This window comes from Arthrobacter sp. Y3221160, assembly GCF_059092585.1.
In genome coordinates this window covers 164100-184176 of sequence record NZ_JBNHHU010000002.1, presented here as the reverse complement: position 1 = coordinate 184176, position 20077 = coordinate 164100, and the positions used below count along the sequence as shown (strand labels likewise).

At 69.8% G+C, this 20077-nt stretch carries 17 protein-coding genes; 10 read left to right on the top strand and 7 right to left on the bottom strand.

Features of this window, described 5'->3' with window-relative positions; translation table 11 throughout:
- The first annotated feature begins 66 nt into the window (after positions 1 to 66).
- Positions 67 to 954, top strand: a complete 888-nt coding sequence (locus AC5RWG_RS13890; protein WP_494167170.1) for an aminoglycoside phosphotransferase family protein — start codon at positions 67 to 69, stop codon at positions 952 to 954.
- Between the two features lie 70 nt (positions 955 to 1024).
- Positions 1025 to 1402 (top strand): VOC family protein, encoded by a 378-nt coding sequence (locus AC5RWG_RS13885; RefSeq protein WP_494167169.1) that lies wholly within the window; start codon positions 1025 to 1027, stop codon positions 1400 to 1402.
- 176 nt (positions 1403 to 1578) lie between these two features.
- On the opposite strand, the gene AC5RWG_RS13880 is transcribed toward AC5RWG_RS13885, so the two are convergent.
- From AC5RWG_RS13880 to AC5RWG_RS13870, 3 genes are all read right to left on the bottom strand, one after another.
- Positions 1579 to 2037: a DUF779 domain-containing protein gene (locus tag AC5RWG_RS13880; RefSeq protein WP_494167168.1), complete on the bottom strand. Its 459-nt coding sequence runs from the start codon at positions 2035 to 2037 to the stop codon at positions 1579 to 1581.
- Positions 2038 to 2051: 14 nt separating this feature from the next.
- Positions 2052 to 3575, bottom strand: coding sequence for an acetaldehyde dehydrogenase ExaC (gene exaC / locus AC5RWG_RS13875; RefSeq protein WP_494026413.1), 1524 nt, complete (start codon positions 3573 to 3575; stop codon positions 2052 to 2054).
- Between the two features lie 198 nt (positions 3576 to 3773).
- Entirely contained in the window at positions 3774 to 5135 is a 1362-nt protein-coding gene (locus AC5RWG_RS13870) for a GAF domain-containing protein (RefSeq protein ID WP_494167167.1), read from the bottom strand.
- A gap of 330 nt (positions 5136 to 5465) precedes the next feature.
- Here AC5RWG_RS13870 and tdh point away from each other — a divergent pair, with 330 nt between their 5' ends.
- Positions 5466 to 6512, top strand: coding sequence for an L-threonine 3-dehydrogenase (gene tdh, locus AC5RWG_RS13865; protein WP_494002506.1), 1047 nt, complete (start codon positions 5466 to 5468; stop codon positions 6510 to 6512).
- An 11-nt stretch (positions 6513 to 6523) separates the two neighbouring features.
- Positions 6524 to 7765 carry a glycine C-acetyltransferase gene (locus AC5RWG_RS13860; RefSeq protein ID WP_494026411.1) on the top strand — a complete coding sequence of 414 codons (1242 nt, stop codon included), beginning with the start codon at positions 6524 to 6526 and terminating at the stop codon, positions 7763 to 7765.
- A gap of 97 nt (positions 7766 to 7862) precedes the next feature.
- On the opposite strand, the gene AC5RWG_RS13855 is transcribed toward AC5RWG_RS13860, so the two are convergent.
- The 3 genes from AC5RWG_RS13855 to AC5RWG_RS13845 form a co-directional block, all read right to left on the bottom strand.
- Entirely contained in the window at positions 7863 to 8900 is a 1038-nt protein-coding gene (locus tag AC5RWG_RS13855; protein WP_494109950.1) for a sialate O-acetylesterase, read from the bottom strand.
- 100 nt (positions 8901 to 9000) lie between these two features.
- A complete protein-coding gene (gene hutH / locus AC5RWG_RS13850; RefSeq protein ID WP_494026409.1) occupies positions 9001 to 10587 on the bottom strand; it encodes a histidine ammonia-lyase in 1587 nt (528 codons plus the stop codon).
- Positions 10588 to 10648: 61 nt separating this feature from the next.
- Complete coding sequence (locus AC5RWG_RS13845) at positions 10649 to 11677, bottom strand: ABC transporter substrate-binding protein (protein WP_494026408.1); 1029 nt, start codon at positions 11675 to 11677, stop codon at positions 10649 to 10651.
- Between the two features lie 183 nt (positions 11678 to 11860).
- Between AC5RWG_RS13845 and AC5RWG_RS13840 the strand changes: the two genes are divergently transcribed.
- The 5 genes from AC5RWG_RS13840 to hutI are packed head-to-tail and all read left to right on the top strand — an operon-like array spanning position 11861 to position 18130.
- Positions 11861 to 12583, top strand: a complete 723-nt coding sequence (locus AC5RWG_RS13840; RefSeq protein WP_494026407.1) for an IclR family transcriptional regulator — start codon at positions 11861 to 11863, stop codon at positions 12581 to 12583.
- 2 nt (positions 12584 to 12585) lie between these two features.
- A complete protein-coding gene (gene hutU / locus AC5RWG_RS13835) occupies positions 12586 to 14283 on the top strand; it encodes a urocanate hydratase (RefSeq protein WP_494014386.1) in 1698 nt (565 codons plus the stop codon).
- A gap of 6 nt (positions 14284 to 14289) precedes the next feature.
- Positions 14290 to 15489 carry an allantoate amidohydrolase gene (locus AC5RWG_RS13830; RefSeq protein WP_494026406.1) on the top strand — a complete coding sequence of 400 codons (1200 nt, stop codon included), beginning with the start codon at positions 14290 to 14292 and terminating at the stop codon, positions 15487 to 15489.
- Positions 15486 to 16904, top strand: coding sequence for a formimidoylglutamate deiminase (locus AC5RWG_RS13825; protein WP_494026405.1), 1419 nt, complete (start codon positions 15486 to 15488; stop codon positions 16902 to 16904). Before AC5RWG_RS13830 ends, AC5RWG_RS13825 begins: the two co-directional genes overlap by 4 nt.
- Positions 16901 to 18130 (top strand): imidazolonepropionase, encoded by a 1230-nt coding sequence (gene hutI, locus AC5RWG_RS13820; protein ID WP_494026404.1) that lies wholly within the window; start codon positions 16901 to 16903, stop codon positions 18128 to 18130. The genes AC5RWG_RS13825 and hutI overlap by 4 nt, the downstream gene beginning before the upstream one ends.
- Before the next feature lie 44 nt (positions 18131 to 18174).
- Here the strand turns inward: hutI and AC5RWG_RS13815 are convergent, their stop codons facing one another.
- The gene (locus AC5RWG_RS13815) at positions 18175 to 18831 is read right to left on the bottom strand and encodes a GntR family transcriptional regulator (protein WP_494023759.1); all 657 of its coding nucleotides are present in this window, start codon (positions 18829 to 18831) and stop codon (positions 18175 to 18177) included.
- A 160-nt stretch (positions 18832 to 18991) separates the two neighbouring features.
- Here AC5RWG_RS13815 and AC5RWG_RS13810 point away from each other — a divergent pair, with 160 nt between their 5' ends.
- Positions 18992 to 20071: an aromatic ring-hydroxylating dioxygenase subunit alpha gene (locus AC5RWG_RS13810; protein WP_494026403.1), complete on the top strand. Its 1080-nt coding sequence runs from the start codon at positions 18992 to 18994 to the stop codon at positions 20069 to 20071.
- Positions 20072 to 20077: the final 6 nt, after the last annotated feature.

The window sequence follows — 20077 nt, the reverse complement described above, 5'->3', positions numbered from 1 at the left end:
ACCGGGTACGACAGCCTTCGCCGCCGGCGGGGCCACGCCCGCCGATTAAGGGGAGCACGGAAACAGATGGCTTCGATGCCTGCTGCCGAAATCGACATCAGTAACGACCTGGTGCAGCGGTTGCTCTCGGACCAGTTCCCGGACCTCGCCCGGCTGCCGCTGGTGCGGGTGGCCAACGGGTGGGACAACGTGACGTTCAAACTCGGAGCCGATTTGGCCGTCCGGCTGCCGCGCCGGACCGCGGCAGGGGATCTGGTGCTGCATGAACAGCAGTGGCTCCCGTCCCTGGCCCGGGAGCTGCCCCTCGCCGTGCCGGCCCCGACGCGCCGCGGCAGCCCGACGTCGTACTATCCCTGGTCCTGGTCGGTAGTGCCGTGGCTGGAGGGCCGGGCTGCCTGGCGCCTCCAGCCGGAGGAACGGCGATCGCTGGCCCCGGGGCTGGCGGCGTTCGTGGCCGCGCTGCACGTGCCCGCCCCGGCGGGCGCCCCGGTGAATCCGGTGCGCGGCGTGCCGCTGTCCTCCCGCAACGCCGCCGTGCAGCAGCGCCTGGCTTCCGGGGCCATTCCGGAGGCAGAACGTGTCATGGCGCTGTGGCGCCAGCTGTCCGCCGTGCCCGCGTGGGAGGGACCGGCACTGTGGCTGCACGGCGACCTCCACCCGGGGAACCTGGTGGTGAACGGAAACCGGTTGGCCGCCGTCATCGACTTCGGCGACATCACCGCGGGCGATCCGGCCACCGACCTGGCCGCCGCCTGGCTGGTGTTTGACGGCCCGGGGCGCCGGGAGTTTATTGCGGCCGTCGAAGCGCGCACCGACGTTTCCCAAGACACCTGGCAGCGCGCCCGCGGCTGGGCGTTGAACATCGCGACGGTGCTGCTGACCTCCTCGGATGACAACCGGTTGTTGCGCGGCGTGGCGGAGCGGGCGCTGGCCGAAGTCCTGTCCGGGAGCTAGCCGCGGCGCCGCCGCCGCAGTAGCATGGCCGGACTACTGCCCAGGAAGTGCGTCCACGGGAGGAGCGGCGATGTCCGGCCCCACAGGACTGCAGCTGCATGCAACGGTGCTGGGAGCGCCGGATCCGCTGGCCTTGGCTCAGTTTTACGGTCGGCTGCTGGGCTGGGACATCCGCACCAACGAGCCAGACTGGGTGACGCTGGCCAATCCGGGCGGTGGGCCGGGGCTGTCCTTCCAGCTGGAGGAGGACTACCGCCGGCCGGTCTGGCCCGAAGAACCCGGCGAACAGCAAATGCTGATGCATTTGGACATCCTCGTCGAGAACCTGGCCGCCGCCTGCTCTCATGCCGAGTCGGTAGGGGCTGAACGTGCCGGATACCAACCGCAGGACGACGTCCGGGTGTACTTCGATCCGGCGGGGCACCCGTTCTGCCTCTTCGAACGCTAGCCGCGCGGGGGATCAAGGGTTCCGCTCCTGCTCCGGTCCGCGCCCCCCGGGGTTGGTCCCCTGCTCCGGTTCGGGCCCGCGCTCCGGTTCGGGCGCCTGCTCCGCCTAATAAGCGGAGCGGGGGCCCAAACCGGAGCGTCGCCCAGGGAGGTCGGCACCCGGCCCGGGTCGACCCGTCAGCCCGGCTGTGCCGCGCCGTCGAACAGCCGGGAGCGGATCAGGAAGCGTTTGCCCTCCGGCGCCTCCACCGAGAACCCGCTGCCGCGCCCGTCCACCACGTCCACGGTCAGATGCGTGTGTTTCCAGTACGCGAACTGCTCCCGCGACATCCAGAAGTCCAGGCTCCCGCGGCCGGGAAGGTCGAACGTGCCCAGCAGCACGTCCGCATCGCCGGTGAGGAATTCACCGGCCGGATAGCACATGGGGGAGGAACCGTCGCAGCAGCCGCCGGACTGATGGAACATCAGCGGCCCGTGGGCCTCCCACAGTCTTTGCAGCAGCCCGACCGCCGGTCCGGTGAGCGCCACCCGGGAAAAAATCTCCCCGGGCAGCGCCACCGCGGCCTCGAGCGCCGCCTCGTGTTTCGCGGCGGGCGGGGTGGGTGCACCCTGCCCCTGCGGTGAAGCAGACGCCATGACGTGACCTGTCTTTAGAAGAAGCCGAGCTTGTTCTCGTTGTAGCTGACCAGCAGGTTCTTGGTCTGCTGGTAGTGGTCCAGCATCATCGCGTGGTTCTCGCGGCCGATGCCCGAGGACTTGTAGCCGCCGAACGCCGCTCCCGCCGGGTAGGCGTGGTAGTTGTTCACCCACACCCGGCCCGCCTGGATTTCGCGCCCTGCCCGGTAGGCCACGTTCCCGTTGCGGCTCCACACGCCGGCTCCCAGCCCGTAGAGCGTGTCGTTCGCAATCTGCAGGGCTTCCTGATAGTTCCCGAACCGGGTAACCGAGACGACCGGCCCGAAGATCTCTTCCTGGAAAATCCGCATGCTGTTGTCGCCCTCGAAGATGGTGGGTTTCACGTAGTAGCCGTCGGCGAGGTCCCCGTCCAGGATGTTCCGGCCGCCGCCGGTCAGGACTTTCGCGCCCTCCTGCTGGCCGATGTCCATGTAGGACAGGATCTTCTCCAGCTGGTCGTTGGAGGCCTGCGCGCCGACCTGGGTGTCCGTGTCCAGCGGGTTGCCCTGGATGATCGACTCGGTCCGGGCCAGGGCATCGGCCATGAACGAGTCGTAGATCGACTCCTGCACCAGTGCCCTCGACGGGCAGGTGCAGACCTCGCCCTGGTTGAAGGCGAACAGGGTGAAGCCCTCCAGCGCCTTGTCGTAGAACGCGTCGTTTTCGGCGGCCACGTCGGAGAAGAAGATGTTCGGGCTCTTCCCGCCCAGCTCCAGCGTGACCGGAATCAGGTTCTGCGACGCGTACTGGCTGATCAGCCGGCCCGTGGTGGTCTCGCCGGTGAACGCGATCTTGCGGATTCGCGGGCTGGACGCCAGCGGCTTGCCGGCTTCCACGCCGAAACCGTTGACCACGTTGACCACGCCCGCCGGCAGGATGTCCGCGATCAGTTCCATCAGCACCAGGATGGACGCCGGTGTCTGCTCCGCAGGCTTAAGAACGACGGCGTTGCCCGCCGCGAGCGCGGGAGCCAGCTTCCACGTGGCCATCAGGATGGGGAAGTTCCAGGGGATGATCTGCCCGACCACACCCAGCGGCTCGTGGTAATGGTAGGCGGTGGTGTCGTCGTCCAGTTGGGACAGCCGGCCCTCCTGGGCCCGGATGGCCGAGGCGAAGTAGCGGAAGTGGTCGGCGGCCAGCGGGATGTCGGCGGCCAGGGTCTCGCGCACGGCCTTGCCGTTGTCCCAGGTCTCGGCCACGGCCAGCAGTTCCAGGTTCTCCTCGATCCGGTCCGCGATCCGGTTCAGCACTGCGGCCCGGTCCGCTACTGAGGTCTTGCCCCACGACGGCGCCGCCTTGTGGGCGGCATCCAAGGCCAATTCGATGTCCTCGGCGGTCCCGCGTGCCACTTCGCAGAACGTCTTGCCGGTCACGGGGGAGGGGTTCTCGAAGTATTGGTTCTTCACCGGGGCGACCCATTCGCCGCCGATCCAGTTCTCGTAGCGCTGCTTGAAGCTGACGGGTGATCCCTCGGTACCGGGCTGGGCGTAAACAGTCATGGTCGACTCCTCTGGCTTCGGTATCCGGACCCCCACGGCCCGGCAGACGGCACTGTCTGTGTCCCCAAAGCCTACGGAGGGCAACGTTGCAATCAGGTTGCAGCGGTAGTCCTTGCGGCGGCTCCGGACGCGGGACCCTTTCGAAGGGGCTGTCAGTCCCCGGCTTCCAACCGCACCGGCAGCGTTCCGAAAGTCCCGTCAGCCCCCGGCTTCCAACTGTTCCAGCACCGCGACGACCGCGGCCCGCTTGGGTGAGCGCGGCGGCAGGAGGCGCAGCGCCGCGCGCCAGGCCTCGCCGTCGTACTTCGCTTCGGGAAGCTGCAGGTACCGTAGGACTTCATCCGGCGATGCACTGCTCAGCACTGCCTCGCGCAGGGTGGCGCTGACGTGCCGGCGGAAACTGACGACGCCCGGCGCCTCCGACCGCGGAACGACCTGCCCGCGGTACAGGCCAAGAGCCTGCCGGTGTGCCCCGCGGGCCAGGCACCGGAGGACCTGCTGCGCGTCGACGGCCACTTCGTGGGGGAGGCGGTAGGGCCGGGATGTGGGCACGGCGGCAGGGCTGATGCCGGCCAGCAGCTTGCGCAACCGCACCATCTCGGCGCGCAAAGTAGCGCCCTGGGCCCGCGGGTTGAGCTGGTCCGCCAGTTCCCCGGCCGTCAGGCCGGCGGGATGCAGGGCCAGCAGGGTGAGGATCTCCGTGTGCCGCTGCGACAACTCGATCCGCTGGTCGGCCAGTTCCAACAGTCCCTGATCGCGTCCCATGATGCGCAGACCGGCCTTCGGGCGGGTTCCGGATTCGCCCTCCGGACGGGCCGGCGTCCCCCGACGCCGCGTGATCGGGCCGGCAGGTGCTGACCGGCTCCGCGTCCCCGGGTCGTGCCGGGCGGCTGCCTGGAGGCGGAGAATGCGCAGCTCTGCCTCGGCCGCCGCTACCGCCGCCCGGACCAAGGACAGCGTGTGGGGCGCGGCCGCTTCCTCCCCGCCGGTCAGATCCACGACGCCGAGGACGGCACCGGTTTCGGGATCTTTGATGGGGACGGCGGTGCAGTTCCATGAATGGACCGCCCGGCTGAAGTGCTCGGCACCGGCGATTTGGACTCCACGGCCCAACGCGAGCGACGTGCCGGGCGCGCTGGTGCCCACGGTCGCCTCCGACCAGTCGGTGCCGGGCATGAACATCATGCCTTCGGCGCGGTCTTTCAGGCGGGCCTCTCCGTCCACCCATAGCAGCCGCCCGTGCCGGTCTCCCACGGCCACCAGCATCCCCGCGTCGCGGCTGGGCTCCACCAGCAGCCGGCCAAAGACCGGCATGATGGCGGACAACGGATGGTTCCGGCGGAACTCGTCCAGCGCGTCCGCGGCCATGACCAGTGGAGCCAGCGCCCGATCCGGATCCGCCGCGTGCCGCAAGGACCGTTGCCAGGAGTCGCGGACCACTGCGCGCAACCCCCTGATGCTCCCGGTCCCGGCGGACAGGTGCATCGGATCCAGCCGCTCGTGCGCGGCGTAGGCCTGGTCCTGCACGGGCCGGGACGCTGGCTGGGCTGGGTGCGGCACTGGAGAACCCCTTTTACCGGATCGCAGCCACGCACCTGTGGCCGGGGTCACAGTCTAGCCTGCGCTTCCGCGGCCTTTCCACCGGCTTTCACGGCACGCGGCTCCGAACCGGTTTCCTGTTTCCTATGGGGTCGGCCTGCCCGGTTCGCATACGGTGACGTGAGGATGCCCTGCGGCCGCCGGTTGCGAGCAAAGCTACCCTGCCCCCTGACGCGACGGATACGGTGACGTGCTCCACTTCGCCAAGACAGTTACGTAGAGTTGGCCTAGTGATCCGGGCCACAGCCCGGGCGGCCGGACGCGCCGGCCCGCTTAGCGAAAGGACACCGCGTGAAGGCGCTCTACAAGCCCGGCCCACAGGCCGGCTTCGAGCTGGTCGACCGTCCGGAACCGGAACCCGGCACCGGCGAGGTCAAGATCAAGGTCCACACCACGGGCATTTGCGGCACCGACCTGCACATCCAGGCCTGGGACGACTGGGCCGCGGGGGCGGTCCGGGCGCCGCTCATCCCCGGCCACGAGTTCTATGGCGAGGTCGTGGCCGCCGGCAGCGCCGTGCAGGACGTGCAAATCGGCGACCGGGTCTCGGGGGAGGGCCACATCGTCTGCGGGACCTGCCGGAACTGCCGCGCCGGCCGGCGGCAGATGTGCATCCGCACGGTCAGCGTCGGCGTGCAGCGGGACGGTGCCTTCGCCGAGTTCGTGGTGATCCCCGAAACCAATGTGTGGGTGCACACCGACCCGGCGGTCACGCCCGAACTGGGCGCGATCTTCGATCCGTTCGGCAACGCCGTGCACACGGCACTGAGCTTTCCGCTGGTCGGTGAGGACGTCCTGATCACCGGCGCCGGGCCCATCGGGCTGATGGCGATAGCGGTAGTACGCCACGCCGGCGCCCGCAAGATCGCCGTCACCGACGTGTCCGCCGAGCGGTTGGAGCTGGCCAAGCACATGGGCGCCGACATGGTGGTGGACGTCAGCCACGCCCGAGTGGCGGACGCACAACGGCAGTTGGAACTGGTCGAAGGTTTTGACATCGGGCTGGAGATGTCCGGCCGCGGCTCGGCACTGCGGGCCATGATCGACAACATGACCCACGGCGGCCGGATTGCGCTGCTGGGGCTGCCGGCCGAAGACATCACCATCGACTGGGCAAAGGTGGTCACCCACATGCTCACGCTCAAGGGCATCTACGGGCGCGAGATGTTCGAAACCTGGTACGCGATGAGCGCCATGCTCTCCTCCAGCCCGGCCCTGCACGCGGCGATTTCCTCCGTGATCACCGACGTGCTGCCGGCCGCCGAATGGGAGCGCGGGTTCGAGACGGCCCGGCAGGGGACAAGCGGCAAAGTGGTCCTGGACTGGACCCGGATATAGGGAGGAGAAGCATGTACGGAACACTCAAGGACCAGCTGGCCTCGGAGCTGGAGGAGATCCGCGCCGCCGGACTGTTCAAGGCCGAACGGCGCATCACCACCCCGCAGTCCAGCCACATCTCCGCCGGCCCGGAGGACGGGTCAACCCGCGAGGTGCTGAACTTCTGCGCTAACAACTACCTGGGGTTGGCCGACCATCCGGACATCATCGCCACCGCGAAGGCCGCCATGGACGAGAGAGGGTTCGGCATGGCCAGCGTGCGGTTTATCTGCGGCACGCAGGACCTCCACCTGCAGCTGGAACGGGAGGTGTCGCGCTTCCTAGGCACCGAGGACACCATCCTGTTCTCGTCCTGTTTCGACGCCAACGGCGGGGTCTTTGAATCCTTGTTCGGGCCGGAGGACGCCATCATCTCGGACGCGCTGAACCATGCCTCGATCATCGACGGCATCCGGTTGTCCAAGGCAGTGCGGTTCCGCTACGCCAATCGGGACATGGCCGAACTTCAGGAGCGGCTGCAACAGGCTGCGGCAATGAACGACGGCGCCGGCGCACGGCGGACCGTCATCGTCACCGACGGCGTGTTCTCTATGGACGGTTACCTGGCGCCGCTGGAACGGATCTGCGAACTGGCCGAAGAATACGGCGCGCTGGTGATGGTCGACGACTCGCACGCCGTCGGCTTCATGGGTGCCAACGGTGCCGGCACCCCGGAGCACGCCGGGGTGGCTGACAGGGTGGACATCTACACCGGGACCTTCGGCAAGGCGCTCGGCGGTGCCTCCGGCGGTTACGTGTCCGGCCGCCGCGAAATCGTGACCGTGCTGCGGCAAAAGGCCCGGCCGTACCTGTTCTCCAACTCCGTCGCGCCGGCCATCGTGGCCGCCACCTTGAAGGCGCTGGAACTGGTGGCCGGTTCGGCAGACCTTCGGTCGCGGCTGCAGGACAACACGGCGTTGTTCCGCCGGCGGATGGCCGAGGAAGGGTTCGATCTGCTCGAAGGCGTGCACCCGATCGTCCCGGTCATGTTCCACGACGCGGTCCTCGCCGGGCGGGTGGCCGAGGCCATGCTCGCCCACGGCGTGTACGTCACCGCCTTCAGCTATCCGGTGGTGCCCAAGGGCGCAGCGCGGATCCGCGTGCAGCTCTCGGCCGCCCATAGCGCCGACGACGTCGAGGCCTGCGTCGCGGCGTTCGTCGTCTCCCGGCGGGCGGTCGGGATCGTCTCCCGGCGGGCGGTCGGGCAGGCCTGAACCGGGCACCCCGCAGCGGTGCGGCGCCCTCCCTTGGCCCGCCGGGTCCGGCTGCCGAGCCCGGCCGCGCCGGCTCCGGCGACCGAGTTCTGCCCGGCTACCGGGCCCGGTCCGAGGTTTCGGCCTCGAAGGCGCGGTAGAAGCGCAGGCCGAGCTCGCGGGCGCCGGCGGCACTGTAATGGATCTGTTCGGCGTCCTGGCTGGCGCCGGACGGGCCCGCCACGAACGCCGTCCGCAACCGCTGCGCCGCCACGGAGCGGTGCGCGGCCTCGATGCCGCGCCGCCGCCGGTCATCGGGCAGCCATTCGGGCACCATCCCGCCGATCAGGAACGGCGCCGGCCCCAGCGCGTCGCGGACCAGATCAATAATCTGCAGCAACTTGCGGCGGTACCAGCCTTCTGAGGCGCCCAGCACCGCGTCGGACTCGCCCTGGTGCCACAAGACCGCCGCCAAACGGTTGCGCGCATTCAGCGAGAGCGCCTGCCGGGCGGCATCCAGCGCGCGGTGGCACAGGTTCGTTCGGGCAGTTTTGTTGTCCGGATCCCAGGAGTAGTCGGCGTTGCCCGTGATCGAGGTGCCGCCCAGGGCCGCGGGCACCAGCAACACCTTGCGGCCGGCCGGCTGGGCCAGCCACAGCTGCCGCGCGAATTCGAGGCCGGGGCCCACCGCGGGCCGGCCGTCCACCCACACACTGGCGACATGGCAGAGCGGTTCGCTGGCCGCGATGACCCGGCCGGCGGACGGGCCGGAACCCGCCAGCTGGTCAATCCCGTCGAGCTCCACATCGATGGCCGGATCGAAGGGGAGGCCGCAGCCCTGCATGTTCGACTGGCCCAGCAGCAGGACGACGTCGTAACCGGCCTGGCGGGGATCGACGCGCCCGTTGGCAGTCGTTTGGGCGGCAGCCGCGATTGTCGGGGCCAGCAGTTGCAGCAGCTCTCGGTGGGTGGCCGACGTCGGGTCCGCCACCAAGCGCGCAATCCGCTCGTCATCCGGTGCGGAATCCGGCCGGGTTGCTGCGGCCGCCCCGGCCGTGCCCAACGCCCCGGCCCCGATGCCGGCCGCCAGGACGGGAACCGTCTGCTGCAGCAGTCTGCGCCGGCTCGGCTGTCCCTCGGGCGTGTTGGCGGCCATGCAGCACGTCCTCCCGGTGCCGGCCCCCAGAGTCCCTGCGCCGCATCCGGTCCGGCCTGCCGGACGCGGCGATTGTCGGCACCAGTCTATGCCGAACGCATCAGTTCAGTGCCGTGCCCGCCGCCTGTTCGACGGCGTCCACCAGCACGCCGCTGTCCACCAGCAGTCGGACCGCCTCGATCTCCGGCGAGAGATAGCGGTCGGTGCCCGGACCGGCGACGGTTTTGCGGATCTCCCGGCGCACCGCGGTGACGGCCGGGGCGCTGCGGGAGGTCTCCACCCCGCCGTCGCGCATGTCCAGGGCGCGGGCACTGGTGAGCAGTTCAATGGCCAGCACCCGGGTGAGCCCGTCCAGGGCGCGGCGCAGTTTCAGCCCCGCGGACCACCCCATGGACACATGGTCCTCCTGCATGGCCGAGGACGGGATGGAATCCACCGACGCCGGGTTGGCGAGCCGCTTGAGCTCGCTGACGATGCCGGCCTGGGTGTACTGGGCGATCATGTGCCCGGAGTCCACCCCCGGATCATCGGCCAGGAAGGCATTCAGACCGTGGCTGCGGGCGGTGTCCAGGAACCGGTCGGTCCGCCGTTCGCTCATCGAGGCAAGGTCGGCCACGGCGATGGCCAGGAAGTCCAGCGCGTAGCCGACCGGGGCGCCGTGGAAGTTGCCGTTGGACTCCACCCGGCCGTCCGGGGTGACGACGGGATTGTCGACGGCGGAGGCCAGTTCGTAGCCGGCCACCGATTCCACATGGGCAAGCGTGGCGCGCGCCGCGCCGTGCACCTGGGGTGCGCAGCGCAGGGAGTACGCATCCTGGACCCGGGTGAACCGGTGCTGCGCATCGGCTCCGGCCGACTTTTGCTCTGCGATCAGGACGGAACCGGCCAGGACGGTGCGCATGTTGGCCGCCGCAGCGATCTGGCCGGGGTGCGGCCGGAGGGCGTGCAGGTCCTCGGCGAGCACGGAGTCCGTGCCGAGCAAACCTTCGATGCTCATGGCCGCGGCGAGGTCGGCGGTCTTCAGCAGCCGGTGCAGGTCGGCCGACGCCATGATCAGCATGCCCAGCATGCCGTCGGTGCCGTTGATCAGTGCCAGCCCTTCCTTCTCCCGCAGCTCCACCGGCTCCAGGCCCGCGGCGGCCAGTGCGTCGGCGGCCGCCACCAGCTCGCCGTCTTGGGTGCGGACCTGGCCCTCACCCATCAGGGCGAGTGCGCAGTGGGCCAGCGGCGCGAGGTCCCCGGAACACCCCAGGGAGCCGTATTCGCCGATCACCGGGGTGATGCCGGCGTTGAGGATGCCCGCGTAGGCCTGGGCCACCAGCGGGCGGACGCCGGTGCGGCCGGTGGCCATCGTCGCCAGCCGGTTGAGCATCAGCCCGCGCACCACCTCCCGGTCCACCTCGGCCCCGGACGAGGCCGCGTGGCTGCGGATCAGGCTGCGCTGGAGCTGGGTGCGCAGCTGAACCGGGATCTGCTTGGTGGCCAGGGCGCCGAAGCCGGTGCTGACCCCGTAGTGCGGCACGTCGTCGTCCACCAGGGCCTCGATCACCTTGCGGGATTCGGCCATGGCCTGCAGGGATTCCTCGCTGAGCTCGACGGCGGCGCCGTGGCGGGCGACGGCGACGACGTCGGCGGGGGAGAGGGGTCCGACGGAGACGGAGACGGTGGCGGTCTGGAGCTGGGACATGGTGCCTTTCGGGTTCGGGTGCCGGTGAAGGTGGGAGTGGCGGGTATGGGAGGGGCGGCGATCAGTCCGCGATCAGTGCGTCATAGTCGGGCTCGTTCTTCAGCACGCCGTACTTGGTGGCCGCCGACCCCAACTTCTGCAGGCCCTCCATGTTGACCTCCGGATACCAGCGGGAGATCACAATCTTTTCGGCCAATTCGGGCGTGACCTTGGCATAATCCTGGATGATCGTGCGCACCTCGTCCTCGTTCTCCGAGGCGAACTGGAAAGACTTCTCCAGCGCCCGGCGGAAGCGCTCCACGAGCTCGGGGTCCTCCTGCAGGGTCTGCTCGGAGGCGAAGTAGAAGGCCGAATCGAAGTCGTCGGCGAGGTCGGTCATCGGGCTGGCCACGATCTTTCCGCCGGCGTCCAGGATCTGCGTGCGGAACGGCTCCGTGGTCCAGGCCGCGTCCACGTCGCCGCGCTCCAGTGCCGCGGGCATGTTGGGGTACGGCATCTCGACGAAGTCGACGGCGTCCGGGTCGCCGCCGGCCTGCTCCACGGAGTTCCGGATGGTGACGTCGGCGAAGTTGTTCAGCGCGTTGACGGCGACGGTCTTGCCCACCAGGTCCGCGGCGCTCTCGATGCCGCTGTCCGGCATGGCCGCCACCTCGGTCCCATCCTTCCCGGGCTCATTGGTGGAGCTGGAGCCGTTGGAGACCACCGTGATCGGCAGCCCCTTGTCCCGCGCGATCAGCAGCGAGATGACGTTGGAGTAGCCGAACTGGTATTCGCCGGTCATGACCGCCGGGACGATGGCCGCCCCGCCCTGGGCCAGCTGGATGGACAGCTGGATGCCTTCCTCCTCGAAGTAGCCCTCCTGCATGCCCAGGTAAACCGGGGCCACGTCCGCGATCGGGATCAGGCCCAGGCTCACCTGGTCCAGGTTGGCGTCTGCCGGCGCCCCTGCGGTTTCCGTTCCGCCGCCGGTGGAGGACGGACTGCCGGAGCCGCACCCGGTCAGCAGGAGGGCGCCGGCCAGCACCGCGGCCGAGGCGGTGGCCAGCAGGGGGCGGCGGGGCGCGGTGGCCTCGGACATCAATGGGCGCATCAGGATCTCCTTGTTTCTGCCGGTACGCGGCATACCTGTTTCGATCAGTAAAACGAGCGTGGCTTGCTACCTGAAGCTACCCATCCGCGGTGCCGGGGTCAAGGGTTTTTTGCTAATTCCTTGCCACTGCATGAAATTGATGTTTTACTGGCTGCAACATTGGATGGTTACCGAGGAGCAGGCATGGCGTCAGGAACGGCAGCGGATCCTACGACCAGGGCGGCGGACCGCACCCTGGCGCTGCTTCGCATCGTCTGCGAGCACGACGGCGTCAAGCTCGCCGATGCGGCCAAGGCGGTGGGCCTGTCGGCGTCGACCGCGTTGCGCCTGCTGCGCACGCTGGAAGCCAACGGGTTCGCAGCGAAACGCGACAACGCGCTCTACCGGCCGGGCTTCCGGATGGTGCAGCTGGGTGTCCAGGCGCTCAGCCACGAGTCGCTGGTGGATGCGGGCCGGGAGGTCCTGCGGAGCCTGGTGGACCAGACCGGGGAGTCGGCGTACCTGAGCGTGACCGCCGGCAACGACCACGGGCTGTACATAGCCATCGAAGAGGGCACCCATACCGTGCGCCACGTGAATTGGGTGGGCCGGACCTTCCCGATGGCGGGCAGCGCGGCCGGGGCGGCCCTCAGCGGACAGGTGGGCCGGGGCTGGTACACCGTGCAGGCGGACAGCGTGGAGGCCGACGTCACCGCCGTCGCGGCTCCCGTCTTCGCCGGCGACAAGGTGGTTGCCGCGGTGAGCATCGTCGCGCCCAGCTACCGCACGACGGCAGAGGCCGCCGAAAAATTCGGGCTGCTGCTGGCCGAACAAGCCGGCACGCTCTTCGCCGCGCCGGAGGGCTCGGCGGCCAATGGGACCGAAGAACATGACCAGAGAAGTACCTCCACGCCAGAAAGGGCATGACGATGACGTTCACCCAGCACGACCCTTCCCGCCGCATCCGGGCTTCCCGGGGCACCACCCTCACCGCCAAGAGCTGGCAGACCGAGGCTCCGCTCCGGATGCTGATGAACAACCTGGATCCCGAAGTGGCGGAACGCCCCGAGGACCTGGTGGTCTACGGCGGCACCGGCCGCGCCGCACGCTCCTGGGAAGCCTACGACGCGATCGTCAAGACGCTGGCGGAACTCGAAGACGACGAGACGCTGCTGGTCCAGTCCGGCAAGCCCGTGGGCGTGCTGCGCACCAACCCCTGGGCCCCGCGCGTGCTCCTCGCCAACTCGAACCTGGTGGGCGACTGGGCCAACTGGCCGGAATTCCGCCGCCTGGAGGCCGAAGGGCTGATGATGTACGGCCAGATGACGGCCGGGTCCTGGATCTACATCGGCACCCAGGGAATCCTGCAGGGCACCTTCGAGACCTTCGCCGCCGTCGGCGCCAAGCTGCACGAGGCCGGCAAGACCGCGTCGCCCACGCTGGCCGGAACGCTGACACTGACCGGCGGCTGCGGCGGCATGGGCGGAGCCCAGCCGCTGGCGGTCACCCTCAACGACGGCGCCTGCCTGATCGTGGACGTGGACGAGGCCCGGCTCCGCCGCCGCGTGGGCAAACGCTACCTGGACGAGGTGGAGACGGATTTGGACACCGCCGTCGCGAAGGCCATGAAGGCCAAGGAAGAAGGCCGCGGCTGGTCGGTGGGCTACGTGGGCAACGCGGCGGAGGTGTTCCCCGAGATCCTGCGCCGGCACCGCGCCGGCGAGATCACCGTGGACGTGGTCACCGACCAGACCTCGGCCCACGATCCGCTGTCGTACCTGCCGGAAGGCATTTCCGTGGCGGATTGGCAGCGCGAGGCCCAGGCCGATCCGGTCGGCTTCACCAAGAAGGCGCAGGCGTCCATGGCCCGGCACGTGCAGGCCATGGTTGAGTTCCAGGACGCCGGAGCCGAGGTGTTCGACTACGGCAACTCGATCCGCGACGAAGCGCGCAAGGGCGGCTACGAGCGCGCCTTCGAGTTCCCGGGCTTCGTCCCGGCCTACATCCGGCCGCTGTTCTGCGAGGGACTGGGCCCGTTCCGCTGGGTGGCGCTCTCCGGTGACCCGAAGGACATCGAGGTGACCGATGCAGCCCTGAAGGAACTGTTCCCGGAGAACGAGCACCTGCACCGGTGGCTGGATGCCGCGGCCGAGCGGGTGGAGTTCGAGGGGCTGCCGGCGCGCATCTGCTGGCTGGGCTACGGCGAGCGCCACCAGGCCGGGCTGCTCTTCAACCGGCTGGTGGCCGAGGGCAAGGTCTCGGCGCCGATCGTGATCGGCCGCGACCACCTGGACTCCGGCTCCGTCGCCTCGCCGTACCGGGAGACCGAGGCGATGGCCGACGGCTCGGACGCCATCGCGGACTGGCCGCTGTTGAACGCCCTGACCGCCGCGAGCTCCGGGGCCACCTGGGTGTCCATCCACCACGGCGGCGGCGTCGGCATCGGCCGCTCCATCCACGCCGGCCAGGTGTCGGTGGCGGACGGCACCGAGCTGGCGGCGCAGAAGCTGGAGCGGCTGCTGACCAACGATCCGGGGATGGGCGTGATCCGCCACGTGGACGCCGGCTACGACCGCGCCGTCGAGGTCGCGGCCGAACGGGGCGTCCACATCCCGATGGGCAAGTAGGCGCAGATGGAAACTGTGTCCTCCCTCCTGGAATCCATTGCCGACGTCGGCCGTGACGCGCTACGCGGCGGGTACTCGCGGCCGGTCTATTCCACCGCGGAACTGGGCCTGCGCGACTGGTTCATCGAACAGGCCCAACGCCGCGGGCTGGGCGTGGAGACGGACCGCAACGGCATCATCTGGGCGTGGTGGGGCGAGCCGCAGCCCGGCGCCCTGGTCACCGGCAGCCATCTGGATTCGGTTCCCGGCGGCGGCGCCTTCGACGGGCCGCTGGGCGTCGCCTCCGCGCTCGCCGCCGTGGACCTCCTCAAGGAGCGCGGCGTCGAGCCTAACCGGCCGCTGGCCGTCACGGTCTTCCCGGAAGAAGAAGGATCGCGCTTCGGTGTGGCCTGCCTGGGCTCGCGGCTGCTGGCCGGCGCCATCGATCCGGACAAGGCCCGAAACCTGCGCGACGAGAGCGGCGACACGTTCGCCGACGTCGCCCGGGCCAACGGGCTGGATCCTGCGCATCTGGGGCGCGACGAGGAGGCGCTGGCGCGGATCGGCGACTTCATCGAGCTGCATGTGGAGCAGGGCCGCGGCCTGGGCGAGGACGGCCCGACCATCGCCGTCGGCAGTTCCATCCTGGGCCACGGGCGGTGGCGGATCAGCGTCACCGGCCAGGGCAACCACGCCGGCACCACCCTGATGGCCGACCGTGCCGACCCGATGGTCGCCGCGGCGCAGATCATCCTGGCCGTACAGCAGGCCGCGGCCAAGCAGCCCGACGCCCGCGCCACGGTCGGCCGCCTCCAGCCGGTGCCCGGCGGCACCAACGTGATCGCCTCGCGGGTGGACCTGTGGCTGGACGCCCGGCACCCGGACGACGCCGTCACCGCGCACCTGGTCGAGGCCATCCACGGGAAGGCCCAGAAGATCGCCGCCTTCGAGGGCTGCTCCGTCTCGCTGACGGAAGAGTCCTACAGCGGAACCGTGCACTTCGACTCCGCGTTGCAGCGCCAGCTGGAGAACGCCCTGCCCGGCGCGCCGGTGCTGGCCACCGGTGCCGGGCACGACGCCGGCGTGCTGGCCTCGCGGGTGCCGTCCGGCATGTTGTTCGTGAAAAACCCCTCCGGCATCTCGCACTCCCCGGAGGAATACGTGGAGCCCTGGGACGCGGACGCCGGCGCGGAAGCCTTGGCGGATGTGCTCGAGGCACTGCTGTGAGCAGCATCTGGTGCGAACGCGCCTGGCTGGGCCCCGCCGGCGTGGCCGAGGGAGTCCTGCTGGATTGCGACGACGCCGGGACCATCACGCAGGTGGGCACGTCGCCCCGGCCCGATCCGGCCGACGCCGTGCTGGTGCTCGACGGCGTGGTCTTCCCCGCCGCCGCCAACGCGCACTCGCACGCATTCCACCGGGTGCTGCGGGGCCGCACCCACGCCGGCCGGGGCGACTTCTGGACGTGGCGGGAGCAGATGTACCGCGCGGCCGGGACACTGACCCCGGAGAACTACGAGCGCCTGGCGACGGCGGTGTTCGCGGAGATGGTGGCGGCCGGCTTCAGCAGCGTGGCGGAGTTCCACTACGTCCACCACCGCCCGGACGGCAGCCCGTACGGGCCCGGAAGCGCGGCCGGCGGGAGCCGCGGCGGGCACCGGTCCGGTCCGGCGGGCGATGATCCGGAGACCCCCGGGTACGGCGGGCACGCGATGGAACTGGCGCTGTGCCGGGCCGCCGAGGCGGCCGGCATCCGGCTGACCCTGCTGGACACCTGCTACCTGGCCGGCGGCATCGGCGTCCCGCTGGCGCCGGAGCAACAGCGCTTCGGCGACGGCGACGTGCAGGCCTGGCTGACCCGGCTGGACTCGCTGCGCCGCGTGGTTGCAGACCGGTTCGACCCGGCGCGGATCACGGTGGGCGCCGCCCTGCACTCGGTCCGCGGGGTGCCCGAGGCCGCGCTGCCGCTCATCGCCGAGCACCTGCCCGAGGGCCTGCCGCTGCACATCCATCTCTCCGAGCAGCCGGCCGAGAATGAGGCCTGCCTGGCCGCCTACGGGGTGACGCCGGCCGGCCTGTTGGCCCGGCACGGGCTGCTGTCGCCACGCCTGAGCGCGGTCCACGCCACGCACCTGACCGCGGGTGACATCGCGCTGCTCGGGGACGCCGGTGCCACCGTGGTGATGTGCCCGACCACGGAAGCCGATCTTGCCGACGGCATCGGCCCGGCCCGGGAGCTGGCGGACGCCGGCGCCCGCATCGCCGTCGGCACCGACCAGCACGCCGTCATCGATCCCTGGCTGGAGATGCGGGCGCTGGAACACGGCGAACGCCTGGCCAGCGGCCAGCGCGGCCGGTTTGCGCCGGCCGAGCTGCTGGATTCGGTGTCCGCCGGAGCGACCTCCGCGATGGGCACCCCGGTGGCCGGCATCGCCGTCGGAATGGCCTGCGATCTGGTGGCGGTGAACCCCGGCAGCGTGCGCACGGTAGGCTCGGAGCCCGGGCAACTGCCGCTGAGCGCCAGCGCAGCGGACGTTTCCGCCGTCGTCGTTGCCGGTGACCTGCTGGCCGTTAACGGCCGCCACCGGCGCCTGGGTTGGCCGGCCGAGCTGCTGGCCGACGCCCTGAAGGAGTTTGAATGAGCACTGTCGTCACCAACATCGGCGAACTGCACACGCAGGACCCGGCCCGCGGCGCGGACTCCGTGCTGCACGACGCTGCCGTGATCATCGAGGGGGAGCGCATCTCCTGGCTCGGGCCCGCGGCGCAGGCCCCCGATGCCGACGAACAGTTCGACGCCGGCGGGCGGGCCGTGTTGCCGGGCTGGGTGGATTCGCACACGCACCTGGTCTTTGCCGGAGACCGCACCGCCGAGTTCGAGGCACGGATGGCCGGCCAGTCCTACCAGGCCGGCGGGATCGCCGTCACCACCGGCGCCACCCGCGAGGCCAGCGACTACGACCTCACGCGCCTGCTGCTGGCCCGGGTGGCGGAGGCGGCCGCCGGCGGCACCACCTACCTGGAGACCAAGACCGGCTACGGCCTGGACGTGGAGCAGGAGGCCCGCAGCGCCCGCATCGCGTCCACCGTGGCCGACGAGGTCACCTACCTCGGCGCGCACCTGGTGCCGGCCGGCATCGACGCCGACGACTACACCGACCTGGTCTGTGGGGACATGCTCGCGGCGGTGAGGCCGTACGTGCAGTGGGCCGACGTGTTCTGCGAACGCGGAGCCTTCACCGAGGCCCAGTCACGCCGGGTGCTGGCGGCCTGCCGCGACGCCGGCCTCGGACTGCGCGTGCACGGCAACCAGCTGGGTGAAGGTCCCGGCGTGCGGCTGGCCGTGGAATTCGGGGCAGCCAGCGTGGACCACGTCAACTATTTGAACGACGGCGACGTCGCCGCGCTCGCCGGCAGCTGGGCCGGCTGGGACCGGGCCAGCGGCACGGGGGAGCGCGGCACCGTGGCGACCTGCCTGCCGGCCTGCGACCTGTCCACCCGCCAGCCGCTGGCGCCCGGCCGGCAACTGCTCGACGCCGGCGTGGAAATCGCCCTGGCGTCCAACTGCAACCCGGGGACCTCATTCACGAGTTCCATGAACTTCTGCGTCACCACCGCCGTCCTGCAGATGGGACTCAGCGTGCACGAGGCGGTCCGGGCCGCCACCTATGGCGGGGCGCTGGCGCTCGGGCGGCATGCCGGGGTAGATGCCGAAGGCCAGCGTGCCGTGGGTTCCCTCGCCGTCGGCCATCGGGCCGACCTGCACCTGCTCAACGCCCCGTCGGCCACCCACCTCGCCTACCGACCCGGCATGCCCCTGACCGCCGCGGTGTGGCGGGCGGGCGTGCGCTCGGCCGTGGGGGCCTAGGGCGTCCGGTCCGCCACCCGGCTCCTGAGGTCCGGGAGCGGCCGTCAGCCGATGTGCTCGTACCGGTTGGGGTCCTTGACGTCGTGGCAGTGCGCAAGGACCTCGACGGCACGCTCGGCGTCATGGTCCTTCAGTGCCTGGAGAATGCTGCGGTGGTCGTGGATGACCTTGGCCTGGTGCTCCGGTCCCTGCCGGTACGTCAATGTGATCCGGTGCTGGATGGGATGGTTCCAGATGGAGGAGATCACGCCGCGCAGGTAGTCGTTGTCCGAGGGTTCGATCAGGGCCAGATGGAAGGCCCTGCCCAACCGGAAGAGTTCACCGCTGTCCTGCGGGTCGACGATTTCCGTCTCGTCCACGAGGCCGCCGAGCCGCACGAGTTGCTGCGGCGTGTAGGACCCAATGGCGTCCCGGACCGCGAGTGATTCCAGGGCGTAGCGCACCTTGAAGACGTTCTCGATCTCACGCTCGTCGAGCTGGTTCACGATATAACCCTTGCCCGGGACGAGGGTGGTCAGTCCTTCCAGCGTCAGCTGGGTGAGCGCGTCGCGGACGGGCGTGCGGGAGACACCGTATTGTGCCGCCACGGACTCCTGGGCCAGGGCTGAACCCGGTTCGATGGATCCGCTGATGATGTCGGCGCTCAGCTGCTCGTGGACCCGGACCGCCAGCGGCCTCACGTCATTCGGTATCGCAGCCACGATGGCCTCCTTTTGGGTTTCATTGAGTGCACTTTATAGCCCTGCCGCCAAGCAGGACATGGATTTCGAGGCAAAAGCGGCCAAACGCGTAACTTGCCAACGTTTAGCTGAAAGTGCTTGACGTCACATTGCGGCTCTGAATACAGTGTATACACACCTGTTGGAGGAGAACCTTAAAATGTATGTGCTGAACACTTGGTACGTGGCGGCGTGGTCGACGGAGGTCACCCGCAAGCCGGTGCGGCGGGTCATCTGCGAGCAGCCGATCGTCCTGTTCCGGACCCAGGACAACGAAGCCATTGCCCTTGCGGACCGCTGCGCGCACCGCGCCTTCCCGCTCTCGGAAGGCCGCACCATCGGCGATTCGGTGGAGTGCGGCTACCACGGTTTCACCTACGGCCCGGACGGCATGTGCACCAAGGTGCCGGCCCAGTCCTCGATCCCGGAGCGCGCGAAGGTGCGCAAATACCCCGTGGTGGAGCAGGACGGATGGATCTGGGTGTGGACCGGCGATCCGGAACTGGCCGACCCGGCCGACGTCCCGGACACCCACTGGATGGTGGACCCCGAGTGGGCCACCGTCACCCATTCGTACCACTTCAAGTGCCGGGCCGACCTGATCCACGACAACCTGCTGGACCTGACCCACGAGTCCTTCCTGCACAAGACCACCGTGGGCGACGACTACATCTACGAACACGGCATCACCGTGGAAGTCGAGGGCAACGTGGTCAGCGTCGACCGCCTGATGCCCTCGGTCGAAGCGCCGCCGCTCTATGCCGAAACCATGGACGCCCGCGGGCTGTTCGACCGCTTCCACTGCACCGAGTTCTTCGTGCCCAACCTGCACGTTCTGCACTCCGGCATCACCGGGGAGGGCAAGCCGCGCGAAGAGGGCTTCCTGATCAAGGTCCTCAACGGGATCACGCCCATCGACCAGCACAATTCCTGGTACTACTACGCCTTCAGCCGTAACTTCGCCGTCGACAACGAGCAGGCGACAGAGGATCTGCGCGTTGGTTTGGCCACCGTGCTGGACGAGGACGCATCCGCGCTGGAGGCCCAGGAGATCGGGATGCAGACCCGGCCCGAGGGCGAGTTCGATGTCCTGATCGCCCAGGACGGCGGCGTCGCGAAGGCGCGGCGCATCCTGGCCGCGCTGATCAAGAAGGAGCAGCAGGCCAAGTCCGCGATGGGTTCGGCCGCCCGCCGGGAGCCGGTTGCTCCCGTGACGGCCTAGGCGCCG